We start from the raw sequence: 13,149 nt of genomic DNA, 5'->3' as shown, positions 1-13,149 counted from the left end.
CTTCAAATGGGTAATTGAATCCCCAGTTTCGTTCCTTCTCCAGGTTTCGTTTGAATATGAAACTTTCCTTTCATTAACTCAATACGCTCCTGCATATTTTTCAAACCAAGCGCAGAATCTCTTACTTTTTCTTTCATAAATCCTACTCCGTCATCCTCAATCTGAAACTTCAACATATTATTTTCTATTTTTAAGTGTACAAATACTTTTTCGCAAGATGCGTGTTTTTTACAATTATGAAGCGCCTCTTGGCTAATACGCCATAGCATTTCTTCCATTTCATCGCTTATCGAAATAACTCCATCAATTCGCATGGTTACATGGATACCAAGTAAATTCCCATAATTCTGAATCGCTTCAGCAAGGCCCTTTTCTAAACCCTCAGGCCGTAATTGCCAAATTAATAATGTCATCTCTTGCAGTGCCTCTTGTGATAACTCTCCTATATACATCAACATCTCTTGTAGTTCTTTATTTTTCGTCATATCAATCGTTCCTCTAGCTGTTAACATAATTGAAAAGAGAAGTTGTTTGACAGAATCATGTAAATCACGTGCTAATCGATTTCTTTCTGCAATGACTACATATTTTCGTTCTTTCTCAACCAGTTTTATACGTTGAATTGTTGTCCCGATTTGAAAGGAAATGGCTTCTAATAAAGCTAATTCTTCTTCTGTAAAGTGCATTTTATGAGGAGAAGCAACATTTAATAATCCAAACTTTTCTTCTCCTGCTTGAAGCGGAATCGTCGCATGATGAGTAACACTCTCTGTTTCTCCCCATTTATTTTCAATCGCATCTTCTATTCGCTTACATTCAATAATATTTGTTGCTTTTTGCAAACGTCCAGCAACAAATCGATCAATACACCAACAATCTCCTTCACACATTGGTTTCTTTTCTTCCCATGTAAGTGCTGGTGGCAAATTTGTATCAACAAGCATTCGATGCGTTCCTTTTTCATCAATAAAAAAAATCCATCCTGTTTGTAAATTCATAACTTGCAATAGCGTATGTAGTACCTTTTCTAACATTTCCTGCAAATTAGTCGCTTCATTTAATAACTCGGCAATTTCTTTTAACGCTTGTAATCGATGCATTTGCTTTTCATTTTCATTCATGTTCATCACCATCTCCCATTATAACATCAAGAAAATTCTAAATACTACAAATGGAGCGGAATTTCTATCCCTAATTAATTGAATGCCAGCAACTATCTCCCGCCTATCTTCTTTGCTTTTTCATAATCTTAAGGTAAAAAATTTTACTACTCATAAATATAAGAATTAAAAAATCACATCTTTCTTTCATATAAAGGAATTAAAAGGAAATACAAGGAAGATATACAAAGGAATTGCTATCAGTGAAAACTTTTGTACGCTAAAACAATATAAGAAAGGTGAGAGGGAATTGAGCTTATTAAACAGGTTAATTAAACAAGCTAAAAATCCACAAGGCTTTGTCGGTTCAACTATGTTAGGTATCATGAATGTAGCTCATACAAACATGACAAAGTGGGCCTTAAGTAAGATTAAAATTAAAAAACGTGCAACAATACTAGATATAGGCTGCGGTGGAGGAAAGACAGTATATACTCTCTCAAAAATGAATCCAGATGGAAAAGTATATGGTATAGATTATTCCGAAAAAGCAGTAGAAAACTCTATAAAGATGAATAAAGAGGATGTAAATTTCGGGAAAGTTCTTATAAAAAAAGCAAGCGTATCTTCTATGCCTTTTTCAGATCAATTTTTTGATTTAATTACTGCATTTCAAACACATTACTTTTGGCCAAACTTAGAGAATGATGTGAAAGAAATATTTCGGGTGTTAAAACCAAATGGCTATTTTATCATTGTAGCTGAATTCTATAAAATAAATTATCATATGACACAATTTAAAACAAAAGAAGATATAGAAAAATTACTAAAAGAAACTGGATATAACAGTGTGGTATTTCATGAATATAGGGGATCAATTTGTATAGTTGCCAAAAAATAAAGAAACCGCCAGAATCCCTATTCTTCTGGCGGTTTTTTCTTCCTACTTTACTTCAGCATTTAAACAAGACTTAAAATGCTGTAATGCAAACTCGTGCCCTTGTTCATTAAATGAGGCAACTGCTTTTTCGTATACTACGATACGAAATCCTTTGTTATAAGCATCCACTGCTGTATGTAACACACAAATATCCGTACAAACACCAACAAGATGCACTTCTTGTACCCCTCTTTCTCGCAATTTGATTTCTAAGTCCGTTCCAGCAAAAACGCTGTACCTTGTTTTATCCATGTAGTATACATTTTCATCATCTTTGTATTTTTCATATACATTTTGCAATTCACCGTATAAGCCTCTTCCTTTTGTACCCGCTATATTATGCGGTGGAAATAATCTAGTCTCTGGATGATAAGAATCATTTTCTACATGTTTATCGATGGCGAACACAACATAATCCCCAGTTTCAATATGCTGCTTCGTTATTTCTACAAGCTGCTCTTCTATAACTTGCGCTGGTTTTCCGCACGTTAGGGCCCCATCTTTCGCTACGAAATCATATGTATAATCAATATTAATAAGTGCTCGTTTCATCTTTTCTCTTCCTTTCGTTTCACAGTAAACAATAGAAAACGCGTTATAACGACGCCTTATTACATATTCGACATTTGTAATGAAAATCCCTATAAAGTGAAACTTCCATCAATGTTTTTTCATCCCTCACCTATCTTCTTCGCTTTCTCCGAATCTTGCGGTGAGAGTCTTACTGCTCAAAAGTAGCGGGGTAACAACAAAAGAAACCTGCTCCTAGAGCAGATTTCTTCTTATTGTGCTGGTTTATTTTCAAACTTCGCCTGGGCAAAGTTGATTACTTTTCCATTCGGATCATTATTTTCATACTGGATTGCTGTTACGGTATGAACACCTGGTTGTAGTGTCTCTTCTTTTAATGCAATTGTCGTTTGTGTTATTTTCCTTACTTGATGCTTTTCTTCAAATTGTTTATCAACGTATACATATGTTTCTTTATCCTCTTGGAAATCCGAAAGTTCAATTTCCATTTTTTGGATAATCGTATCTTTTTTGATAAATACTACAGGCACATTCCCATTTTCTGATGTACCATCCGGAGTAATAACTTTCACTGTTCCTTCACCAACTGAAGTTACTCCTTCTGGGAATGAATATTTGATTTCTTGCTGCGCATTAACAGTTTGTTCTTGTTGTGTTTCTTCCGTCACTTTCTTGTCTTTTGTTGCTCCGCAGCCCACTAACAACATAACAGATAATCCAGTGATTATGAATTTTTTCAAAATCCATTCCCCCTGTATCTTAATGTTAATTTATTATCTAAACATAACTTTTAAATATATACATTTATTTGAAACACTTTCATAATCGAAGCATGTTATTTACACAACTAACTGTACCACACTTATCCCTCTATTATCATCATTATTTTTCCAAGAAATTTTTAGTAAATCCTTTTCAGCATTCTTTATAACCTATTAATTATATATTTCCTTCATTTCTACATGAAAAATAATCTTAGTCCTTACAACTAAGATTATTTTAACGTTTATCTCTATTAATAGGAGTCTTACTTTATTTGATAAATTTCGTAATTTCCGCTACTTCTTTTCGAGCTAACTTTTTCGGCTGATCCTTTGGATGGCCTAACGAAATAACCATATTAATTTGTTTATCAGACTCAATTTGTAAGTAGTCTCTTAGCTCGCTCTGTGCTAATAACACCGGTCCTGTCATCGGACATGTACCAAGACCACGAGCATGGGCTGCGAGCATTAAGTTTTGTGCAGCTAAACAGCTGCTTTTAATTCCTTCTTCCTCCCAAATAGACTCTGGAACAAAATCAATCGGATCAAAAATCTTTTCACGAAACTTAGACTGATATGGTGTTGCTAAACAAATAATTAAAACAGGCGCATCTGAAAAAGCGGTTGCGTATGGTCCAAAGGAACGTGTCAATAACTTCCCTGCCTTTTCCTCTCCTTTTTGTGCCGCTTCTTCCGCTCGCTTATGTAACGCGTTCCATGTCATTTCTTCTATATCTTTAATTTTGTCACGATTCATAATAACGACAAATTCCCACGTTTGCGAATTTGTATCACTCGGTGCATATCTCGCACAATCGATAATTTCTTCAATATCCTCCACAGAAACATCTTGCTCTGTAAATTTACGAACGCTACGGCGCCCATGAATAATATCTTTGAATGCTTGATAATCCATATAACTCCAAATCCCCTTTTATAACGTTTTCAAAATCCCTACTTGTCTGATTATATCATATAACAAAAAAAAGCTGGACATGTTCCAGCTTTTTAAGCATTTATTTACTTTTAACATCTAATAAAAACCATTTTTATTAGATGTTAGCAGTATAAACACTTTCTTTATACGCTGCCTGCAGCTTTCTTATAACTCGTTGTTCTTCCGTTTGATACCAATCTTCTCCAATTTGCGTTACTGGTACAATTTCAATAGGTGTAGCTGTAAAAAAACACTCCTCCGCTTCATATACTTCTTGAAGTGAAAATTGGCGTTCTTCTACAGGGATATTCAGCTGCTTTGCTAAGGAAATAACGTGATGACGTGTAATTCCATACAAAATAAATTGATTCGCAGGGTGTGTAATAAGGGTTCCATTTTTTACGATAAAGAAATTAGAATGACACCCTTCTGTTACAATACCATTACGAACTAAAATTGCTTCATAATAGCCTTCTTTTGCAATTTTATTTTTAATCATGATATTAGGAAGTAAATTGAGAGATTTAATATGACAATGGTGCCAACGTATATCTTCCGTTACTGTCACTTTAATTCCATCTTCCATAAGAGTAGTTGGCCTCGTAAATGGTACGATATTTGCGTAGTATGTAGGTTGGAGATTTAGTTCGAACAAGTGATTTCTAGGTTGTACACCTCTCGAAATTTGAATATATACATTCCCATCTTCTTTAAATTGATTTTTCTCAATCAATTGCTGCAGTTGAGAAATAAGTTCTTCTTTTGTAAATGGCGGTTCTAATTCAATTTCCTCCATAGATTGGAAGAAACGATCTAAATGGAGATCTAATAAATGAGGCTTCCCATCATATAAACGAAATACTTCATATACTCCATCCCCAAACTGTAATCCTCTCTCTTCTAATGAAATCATTGGTTCTTTCTCTTTCGTATTCACGATGCTTCCATTAAATAAAATCCAATCTTTATGAACACTTTTCATAATCTCTCGCCTCCTCTTCATATATACTTTCATTGTACAACTTAAATCATTTAAAAAGAAAGAATTTTCAATCTTTTATATAACAAAAAACTTCTCTACATTTAAATGCTAACACAATCTACAAAAGGACTTGCTCATAACATATATATATACATAAAATATTAGACGCGAACTGTTTAAGGTATCTAATTCTCACAGTTTTTTATCTCTTAAAAAGGGGGGATTAGCTTGGGGTTACTCGAAGGATATAATAGTTTCAGCGGAGCATTTTCGCCTTTAATTGTACGTTCTATTCATTTTTATAGTCAGAATTGGAAGCAGCGATTTCACAGGAAACAGCTCCAAAAGCTGCGAATGAATAAAAGAAGACGTTATTATCTCAAGCAATTATCATAACGGAAAGCCTCTTTGTACATTGAAAAAGTATAATTTTCTACTCACAAAAACTAGGGGCCCCTGTAAAATACAAGGAACCCTAGTCTTTTAGTATACATCCCATTTTAAAGATTCATTTGACGGAATTAAGATAAAGTGAAACTTCCATCAGTGAGGTTTTTTTTCATCCCCCACCTATCTTCCTCGTTTCTCTTTGAATCTTGAGGCAGGGGTCTTACTGCCCACGAATAGCGGAATAAAAAAAGACCCATAAGGCATGGATTCTTTTCTTCTAAATAATTTAATATAAAGTTTATTAAATATATGGTAAATCATAATAAATCCATTGACTCACTCTAAGATCTAACCAACCATTACCCTCTTGATAAACAACATACGATTCTGGTGCATTTAACTAACGAATAACTGAATAGCTCGTTGATGGTCCTGTTCGTAAATTTACGTTCGTTCCAAGAATATTTGCTACACCAATTGTTTGTGGGTTTGGTACTGGCGTTGGGGGATTCGGATTCTCTTTTGCAGACAATCCCATAATATTCACAATACCACGTGTATACGCTTGACATAAATCTTCAATAAATTGTTGATTCTTTAATAAATTTACATCAAACGCAGTGTCAATAAATGCTGTTTCTGTTAAGAGAGCGTCCATCGCTGTTTCTCTTAATACTGCATAATTTGTCGTTTTAGCACCACGATCACGCAAGCCATGCTGAGTTAAAACAGAATGTACTGCTTCATGCATTTTCGCTTGTTTTCCTGCCGCAGAACTACCGCTTGGGAGACCATTATAAATATAGTCTTCATAGCCTGTCCCACCACCGCTATTAATATGAAATGAAATGAAAAAATCAGCATTATATGAATTAGCAATATTTGCACGTTGTGATAATGCTACGAATACATCACTATCACGTGTCATTTCAATGTCCACATAATAGTTTGCTATCAAAATATCATGAACACGCTGTGCGATTTGTAATGTAAGATTTTTTTCTACTAAGCCATTTCCATCAGCACCCAAATCATATCCACCATGTCCTGCATCAATGACAAGTTTCATCAATCAATCCCTTTCTTTTTCCCTTCATTTAAAGCACGTATGGTTGTACTCTTTCTATTTTATTCATAGAATTTACAGAATGTTACAACGATAGACAAAAACCATCTTATGAAAGACGGTTCCCATCATCTCGTTTCAACCAATTTAAAATAAAAATATAAGTTTGATAGTGGGTATATCTCATACAAAATAGACAGAATAGAATTCCCATACCAATACCGCTATATAGCAAGCCTAATTTCAAAAAAATTGCAATTGGTGGTGGAAAAAAAGTGACTTTTTGCAAAGTATATAGTGCAAGAAACAATATTGAAAACAAAGGGAAATATTGCCACTCATATGGTGTACGCTTCTTGTTCAATATATTTTTCACAAGTAATTGAAATAACTCTGCAAATAAAAAACAACTTAGAACTGCAATAAGCGCTAGCGTCATTCCCATACACTTCCCACCTTATTTTATAATGTACTGATAAAATAACACATCTTGCCACTCATTAAACTTATAGCCAACTTCTCGAAAACATCCTACATATGTAAACCCCATTTGTTCATGCAACTTCACACTTATGTCATTCCCCTTTGTAATCCCAGCAATAATAGTATGATGCCTCAATTCCTCTGCTAATCGAAGTATGCGCTCTATCAATTTTTTCGCAATACCTTTTCCGCGCGCTTGCTTTTCCACATAAACTGAAATTTCTACTGTTTGCTTATATGCCTCTTTTTCTCGAAATGGAGATAAAGAGCAATACCCAAGTACGATACCATCTTCTTCAGCAACAATGATTGGGTACATTTCATTATGTGTATCAAACCACATATTCATTTCTGCTAATGATTTCTCTTGCAAATCAAATGTAGCGGTTGTATGTACAATTGCATCATTATATATATGTAAAATAGCTCTTACATCTTCCCTATATGCGCTGCGAATTTCCATTTCTTCGTCTCCCCCATTACAGTTGCTTTATATAAACATGATTATTTTGTTGAAAGCCAAGTTGCTCAAAAAATGCTTTTACTCTTTCATTCTTATCTATAAGTGTGATTTCAATCTCTTCCACGTCGTCTCTTTTGACGATTTCTTCAAACGTATAATAAGCATTTGTTCCATATCCGTATCCTTCATAATCATGATGAATGAGAAGATAAGATAAAATCGCTTTATTTTGTTGCACAGTGTAATCAATAATCCCTACGTATGTATCGTCTGCTTTTATACAATACGCTACATCTTGAACAGGTAGATTATGAGAAAAAAACATTTCTTCTATTACTAGCCTTGTTTCACCTATCACTTTTTCAAATGTTAACATAACTATTTCACCTTCATTCTTATTATTATTGTATCAAGTAGGACAAGTATTTATGAAAAAAACCTTAAGATAACAATGTTATCTTAAGGTTTTCTATTTATACTAAGCTATAAGCACGCTTTGTTTCTTCATGGAACACATTTGTATCATATTTATGCTCAACAAAAATTTGATGCCATACCATAAATGCAAGTACTGTCCAAATTTTACGGCTGTAATCGCCTTTATCTGCACAATGTGCTTCTAATAAGTTTAATACGTACTGCTTGTCGATTAAATGCTCTGTTTTGCTTTCTTTAATAATATTTACAGCCCAATCATGCATTTCATCTTTTAACCAGTGACGGATTGGTACTGGGAAGCCTAGCTTCTTACGATCCAATACGTGATCCGGTACAATACCGCGTACTGCTTCACGTAAAATTGCTTTTGTTGTACCGTTTGCAATCTTTAATTCTGTTGGAATTTTAGATGCAACATCAAATACTTCTTTATCTAAAAATGGCACGCGAAGCTCTAATGAATGTGCCATTGTCATTTTATCAGCTTTTAATAAAATGTCGCCGCGCAGCCATGTGAACATGTCAATGTATTGCATTTTGCTTACATCGTCGTAGTTCTTAATATCATCATACAATGGCTTCGTAATATCCATGTAATTAACACTCTCATTGTAGTGCTTCATAAGTGCTGCTTTTTCTTCTTCACGGAAAATTTTCGCATTTCCATAGTAACGCTCTTCGATCGGTGTACATCCGCGCTCTAAGAAGCTTTTTCCTTTGAACCCTTCTTTTAATGCACCACTTAACGCTTTTAACACACGTTTTCCTGGGCTAGGGATGTAAGAGAACATTTTTAAAGAGTTTGGCTCACGATAAATGTTATATCCGCCAAACAGCTCGTCTGAACCTTCACCAGAAAGAACAACTGTTACATGTTTACGCGCTTCTTTTGCAACGAAGTACAATGGTACAGCTGCTGGATCCGCTAATGGATCATCCATATGCCACATAATTTTTGGGAATTCATCCATGAATTCTTGCGGTGTTACGAATACGCTATAGTTTTTTACACCTAATTTTTCTGCTGTTTCTTTCGCTACGTCAACTTCACTAAAGCCACGGCGATCAAAACCAACAGAGAATGTTAACAGATTTGGATTCATTTCTTTTGCAATAGACGCGATAATCGATGAATCGATACCACCAGATAAGAATGAACCTACTGGTACATCACTGCGCATATGCATTTTCACAGAATCGTATAATACATCACGAATTGCTTGAATATGCTCTTCTTTCGTTGCATCAGATGCATTGAAATATGGTTGCCAATAACGACGGATTTCCATTTCTTTACCAAGCTCTTTTACAAAGCAATGACCCGGCTCAATTTTGTTAATATCTACTGTTAATGTTTCAGGTTCCGGAGCATATTGATACGTAAAATAATGTTGTAGAGAAGCTGGGTTTACCCCTTTATCTTCCATCACATGTAAGATACTTTTCTTTTCAGATGCAAAGAATGTTGTATCTCCGTGCTGTGCAACGTAAAGCGGCTTAATACCAAAATGATCACGCGCACCGAAAAGTTTTTTCTCTTCGCGATCCCAAATCATAAATGCAAACATACCACGAAGGTAATCTACACACTTTTCTTTCATATGAGCATACAATGCAATGATTACTTCTGTATCAGATTGCGTCGCAAATGTTGCACCTTTTTCAAGAAGCATTTCACGAAGCTCTACATAGTTATAAATTTCACCATTAAAAATAATTACATAACGATCATTTTCATACGTTAACGGCTGATGTCCTGCCTCTAAATCAATAATACTTAAACGGCGGAAGCCAAATTGTACATGTTCATCACGGAAGTATCCTTCATCGTCTGGACCGCGGTGAAAGATAACCGTATTCATATTTTCAAATTGATGTTTTTCTTCTGCTGAAAACTCTCTAGGGTTTTCACATAAACATCCTACAAAACCACACATACTTTCTTACCCTCTTTCGGTTTTCATTCTTTTTCTATACTACTAACCCTATTTATACTAGCACAATCATAACAATATGGCGACAAAAAGTACAAAAAAACCGCTCCTATTCTTATCCTATCCTTCATCAACTTTCAATTTCTTACGTAACTGAAAAAACCACACTCACATTTAGGCATTTTGGTCATATGATATTTCAGATTTATCTTTAGGAGGGGAAATTATGAGTGATGAACAAAAGCCTTCACGTCCGCCATTTCGAAATTACTTAAAGCAAATTGATGACTTTTTCGAACAAACTCCGCTTCGTGATGTTATCGCAGATATGAATCACTTTTTCCAAAAAGGAAATCGTTTATTAACATTTCCTGTTGATTTATTTGAAGTAGGAGAAGACCTTGTTATAAAAGCTGAACTTCCTGGTGTTCAAAAACAACAGATTCAAATTGAAATACAGGGTGAATACTTAAAAATTTCCGTAAAAGAAGATGTTTTAGGAGAAGAAATAGAAGAATCACATAATTATTATCGCCGCGAACGCGCAATGTCAGAAGCTTCCCGCATGATTAAACTACCGTATACGATTAATAAGAAACAAGCGAAAGCTTCTTATCAAGATGGCATTTTAGAAATTCGTGCACCAAAACTTCCGCAGCAACATGATATTTTATCAATTGAATAAAAAAGGATGCTCATTCGCATCCTTTTTTACTGTGTTAAACGCTTAATATCACGTAGTATATCCTCATATGGTGTATTTTTAATTCCGCTATATTGCTTCACGACTTTCCCGTTTTGATCTACTAAATAAAATGATGTGCCATGAACAACTTGATCTGTATTGTCAGGTTTGTCAACAAGCATTTGAAAATTTTTCTTCGCAAACTTTTCAATGTCATCTTGCGTATACCCTGTTAGCAAATTCCAGTTCTTCGTATCATCTGTGAACTTTTGTGCAAATGCTTTTAAATCTTCGGGCTTATCTACCTCTGGATCAACACTGAACGATACAAATTGAACATCTAGTTTTTGTTCTTTCGCCAACCTTTGTAATTTCGCCATATTAGCTGTCAGTGGTGGGCATACCGTTTGACAGTGTGTAAATACGAAATCCGCTACCCACACTTTTCCTTTTAAATCTTTCGTACCAAACTTTTCACCATTTTGATTTATGTATTGAAAACTTTCAACATCCCAATTTAATGGATCTCGAAGTTTTGATCCTGAACTGCATCCAGCTAAGACTAGTAAGCAAAAAACAGTAAGAATACCAATCCATTTTTGATATTTCTTCATTCTAGAACACCCTTCTCTCTTTCAAAATGTAACATTTTTTCTATCCTATGCTAACGAACAGTAAGAGTCCGATTTGTAAGATATTTTCATCAATACGGAACAATCCTACTAATGAAAGTTTCACTTTATTGTAACAAAGGTAAACACTACAAGAGAAGTGTTTACTTCACTTGTTCACTAAATCGTACTAATTTTTCAATAGCTTCTTCTTTATCAAATGTGCTAAACCACCTATAATCTTCGTCATCTAAAATACGATAATGCTGACTAACAATATTTTGCTGTAAGCAGAAAAGTCCTCTTTTCTCAATTTCCTTCCACCATACATGTCCACCCATCGTTTTTTCTTTTTTATATTCAATATGGTGATGAGAGACTGTTTGAACAACTTCAAGAGCAGCTCCCCCAAACGCAGACTGTAACACTTCACTGTCTTGAAATAACGCACATACCGCAACAACAGTCGTCCACGAAGGTGAAATGCGTTCTTTTTCAATTTGAACAAGCGTCTTTTTGGAAAGACCTAAAATCTCTGCCATTTCTTCTTGTGTATAATTATGTTCTGTTCGGATCAACTTCATTCTTTTCGCGATTTTCAGTACCACTTGGTCTTTATTCATGTGTACACCTCTGCTTGCTTTGTAAAGATTACCTCGTTGTAATTTTACACTTTTTTAATAATTAGTCAATTTCATTCACTTCTTTCCTTTACAACATTTCGATACAATAGGGCTAATAGATTTTATGTGAGGTGATGTTCATGTGTGGAAAGCGTTATGAGAACATGGATAATATTAGTACACAAAAACCGATAAGAGAATTTTTACGGTGGAGAAAAGAACGCAAACAAAAGAAGAAAGACTTTTCTTTCGTTATAGAACAATCGCCTGTAAAACAAGCTACTTTTTTACGTGCAAATGAATATAAAACAACCGTTACATGGATTGGCCACTCGACATTCCTTATTCAAACAAATGGACTCAATATTTTAACCGATCCTGTATGGTCTAAAAAAGTTAAAGTTGTACCACGCCTTACAGAGCCTGGACTAATTATTGAAGAACTACCGCCCATTGATATAGTACTTATTTCTCACGGTCATTACGATCACCTTGATTTCCCCACGCTTCGTCAACTAAAATCGGATGTACTATATTTGGTACCAAGTGGTTTAAAAAAGTTATTTTTACGAAAGAAATTTTTCCATGTTGAAGAATATAACTGGTGGGAACATACAGTAATTGATAATGTACATTTGCATTTTGTTCCAACTCAGCATTGGACGAGAAGATCATTATTTGATATGAACTCCTCTCATTGGGGCGGGTGGGTCATCGAAAACAAAACAACAGAAGAAACCATTTATTTTTGTGGCGATAGCGGATATTTTCGGGGTTTTAAAGAAATTGGAGAACGCTTTACAATTGATATTGCCCTCATGCCAATTGGAGCCTATGAACCCGAATGGTTTATGAAAATATCGCATATTTCTCCAGAAGAAGCGGTGCAAGCATTTTTAGATATAAAAGCAAAACATTTTATCCCCATGCATTACGGTACATTTTCGCTCGCAGATGAAACGCCAAAGGAGGCGATTACAAGACTTCGCAACAATTGGAATTTACGAATGCTCCCATGGGAACAATTGCACATTTTATTTCTTGGGCAAACGTATATAGCTACTTCGCCTTCCATACAAGAAGAAAAAATAAAAAAAGAAAATACGCATGTATAACACATTTACAAAATCAGAACATAATAGTGTGAGCATTCATATCGTGCGTATTATTTCTTTTACACTATACTAAAAAAGCTACTTGAA

The 13,149-nt window shown here is 34.7% G+C and carries 14 protein-coding genes and 1 pseudogene; 3 read left to right on the top strand and 12 right to left on the bottom strand.

The features are described 5' to 3' along the window. Nucleotides 1-2: 2 nt before the first annotated feature. Nucleotides 3-1,121, bottom strand: coding sequence for a GAF domain-containing sensor histidine kinase (locus CN326_RS05985; protein ID WP_098307603.1), 1,119 nt, complete (start codon nt 1,119-1,121; stop codon nt 3-5). 289 nt (nt 1,122-1,410) lie between these two features. Here CN326_RS05985 and CN326_RS05980 point away from each other — a divergent pair, with 289 nt between their 5' ends. Continuing rightward, nucleotides 1,411-2,001 carry a class I SAM-dependent methyltransferase gene (locus tag CN326_RS05980; protein WP_098307219.1) on the top strand — a complete coding sequence of 197 codons (591 nt, stop codon included), beginning with the start codon at nt 1,411-1,413 and terminating at the stop codon, nt 1,999-2,001. 42 nt (nt 2,002-2,043) lie between these two features. On the opposite strand, the gene CN326_RS05975 is transcribed toward CN326_RS05980, so the two are convergent. The 9 genes and pseudogenes from CN326_RS05975 to asnB form a co-directional block, all read right to left on the bottom strand. Continuing rightward, nucleotides 2,044-2,592 (bottom strand): cysteine hydrolase family protein, encoded by a 549-nt coding sequence (locus CN326_RS05975; RefSeq protein ID WP_098307217.1) that lies wholly within the window; start codon nt 2,590-2,592, stop codon nt 2,044-2,046. A gap of 230 nt (nt 2,593-2,822) precedes the next feature. Beyond that, on the bottom strand, nt 2,823-3,311 hold the full coding sequence (locus CN326_RS05970; RefSeq protein WP_098307215.1) for a putative periplasmic lipoprotein: 489 nt from the start codon (nt 3,309-3,311) through the stop codon (nt 2,823-2,825). 292 nt (nt 3,312-3,603) lie between these two features. Next, nucleotides 3,604-4,251 (bottom strand): nitroreductase family protein, encoded by a 648-nt coding sequence (locus CN326_RS05965; RefSeq protein ID WP_098307213.1) that lies wholly within the window; start codon nt 4,249-4,251, stop codon nt 3,604-3,606. A 136-nt stretch (nt 4,252-4,387) separates the two neighbouring features. Further along, nucleotides 4,388-5,254, bottom strand: coding sequence for a D-amino-acid transaminase (gene dat, locus CN326_RS05960; protein ID WP_098307211.1), 867 nt, complete (start codon nt 5,252-5,254; stop codon nt 4,388-4,390). A 694-nt stretch (nt 5,255-5,948) separates the two neighbouring features. Further along, nucleotides 5,949-6,713, bottom strand: a pseudogene (locus tag CN326_RS05955) (N-acetylmuramoyl-L-alanine amidase); the annotation flags it as partial. Between the two features lie 106 nt (nt 6,714-6,819). Further along, complete coding sequence (locus CN326_RS05950) at nt 6,820-7,149, bottom strand: hypothetical protein (protein WP_098307601.1); 330 nt, start codon at nt 7,147-7,149, stop codon at nt 6,820-6,822. A gap of 18 nt (nt 7,150-7,167) precedes the next feature. Continuing rightward, a complete protein-coding gene (locus CN326_RS05945) occupies nt 7,168-7,656 on the bottom strand; it encodes a GNAT family N-acetyltransferase (RefSeq protein ID WP_098307209.1) in 489 nt (162 codons plus the stop codon). 16 nt (nt 7,657-7,672) lie between these two features. Next, entirely contained in the window at nt 7,673-8,032 is a 360-nt protein-coding gene (locus CN326_RS05940) for a GNAT family N-acetyltransferase (protein WP_098307207.1), read from the bottom strand. 97 nt (nt 8,033-8,129) lie between these two features. Then, complete coding sequence (asnB, locus tag CN326_RS05935) at nt 8,130-10,031, bottom strand: asparagine synthase (glutamine-hydrolyzing) (protein WP_098307205.1); 1,902 nt, start codon at nt 10,029-10,031, stop codon at nt 8,130-8,132. A gap of 223 nt (nt 10,032-10,254) precedes the next feature. Between asnB and CN326_RS05930 the strand changes: the two genes are divergently transcribed. After that, a complete protein-coding gene (locus tag CN326_RS05930; RefSeq protein ID WP_098307203.1) occupies nt 10,255-10,713 on the top strand; it encodes an Hsp20/alpha crystallin family protein in 459 nt (152 codons plus the stop codon). A gap of 26 nt (nt 10,714-10,739) precedes the next feature. Here CN326_RS05930 and CN326_RS05925 read toward each other — a convergent pair whose 3' ends face one another. Both CN326_RS05925 and CN326_RS05920 read right to left on the bottom strand, forming a co-directional pair. After that, nucleotides 10,740-11,327: an SCO family protein gene (locus CN326_RS05925; RefSeq protein WP_098307201.1), complete on the bottom strand. Its 588-nt coding sequence runs from the start codon at nt 11,325-11,327 to the stop codon at nt 10,740-10,742. A 161-nt stretch (nt 11,328-11,488) separates the two neighbouring features. Beyond that, a complete protein-coding gene (locus CN326_RS05920) occupies nt 11,489-11,947 on the bottom strand; it encodes a helix-turn-helix transcriptional regulator (protein ID WP_098307199.1) in 459 nt (152 codons plus the stop codon). A gap of 134 nt (nt 11,948-12,081) precedes the next feature. On the opposite strand from CN326_RS05920, the gene CN326_RS05915 reads away from it, so the two are divergent. Continuing rightward, entirely contained in the window at nt 12,082-13,062 is a 981-nt protein-coding gene (locus CN326_RS05915) for an MBL fold metallo-hydrolase (protein ID WP_098307197.1), read from the top strand. Nucleotides 13,063-13,149 lie beyond the last annotated feature (87 nt).

Source organism: Bacillus sp. AFS018417, assembly GCF_002560985.1.
Lineage (GTDB): Bacteria > Bacillota > Bacilli > Bacillales > Bacillaceae_G > Bacillus_A > Bacillus_A rhizoplanae.
The sequence above is the reverse complement of the archived record's forward strand: the minus strand, read 5'-3'. Positions and strand labels throughout refer to the sequence as shown.

Bases quoted from the DNA above. Each gene is read 5' to 3' on its own strand.
- CN326_RS05975 (WP_098307217.1), bottom strand. From the start codon at position 2,592: ATGAAACGAGCACTTATTAATATTGATTATACATATGATTTCGTAGCG.
- asnB (WP_098307205.1), bottom strand. From the start codon at position 10,031: ATGTGTGGTTTTGTAGGATGTTTATGTGAAAACCCTAGAGAGTTTTCA.
- CN326_RS05940 (WP_098307207.1), bottom strand. From the start codon at position 8,032: ATGTTAACATTTGAAAAAGTGATAGGTGAAACAAGGCTAGTAATAGAA.
- CN326_RS05920 (WP_098307199.1), bottom strand. From the start codon at position 11,947: ATGAATAAAGACCAAGTGGTACTGAAAATCGCGAAAAGAATGAAGTTG.
- CN326_RS05925 (WP_098307201.1), bottom strand. From the start codon at position 11,327: ATGAAGAAATATCAAAAATGGATTGGTATTCTTACTGTTTTTTGCTTA.
- CN326_RS05930 (WP_098307203.1), top strand. From the start codon at position 10,255: ATGAGTGATGAACAAAAGCCTTCACGTCCGCCATTTCGAAATTACTTA.
- CN326_RS05965 (WP_098307213.1), bottom strand. From the start codon at position 4,251: ATGGATTATCAAGCATTCAAAGATATTATTCATGGGCGCCGTAGCGTT.
- CN326_RS05945 (WP_098307209.1), bottom strand. From the start codon at position 7,656: ATGGAAATTCGCAGCGCATATAGGGAAGATGTAAGAGCTATTTTACAT.
- CN326_RS05985 (WP_098307603.1), bottom strand. From the start codon at position 1,121: ATGAATGAAAATGAAAAGCAAATGCATCGATTACAAGCGTTAAAAGAA.
- CN326_RS05915 (WP_098307197.1), top strand. From the start codon at position 12,082: ATGTTCATGTGTGGAAAGCGTTATGAGAACATGGATAATATTAGTACA.
- dat (WP_098307211.1), bottom strand. From the start codon at position 5,254: ATGAAAAGTGTTCATAAAGATTGGATTTTATTTAATGGAAGCATCGTG.
- CN326_RS05950 (WP_098307601.1), bottom strand. From the start codon at position 7,149: ATGACGCTAGCGCTTATTGCAGTTCTAAGTTGTTTTTTATTTGCAGAG.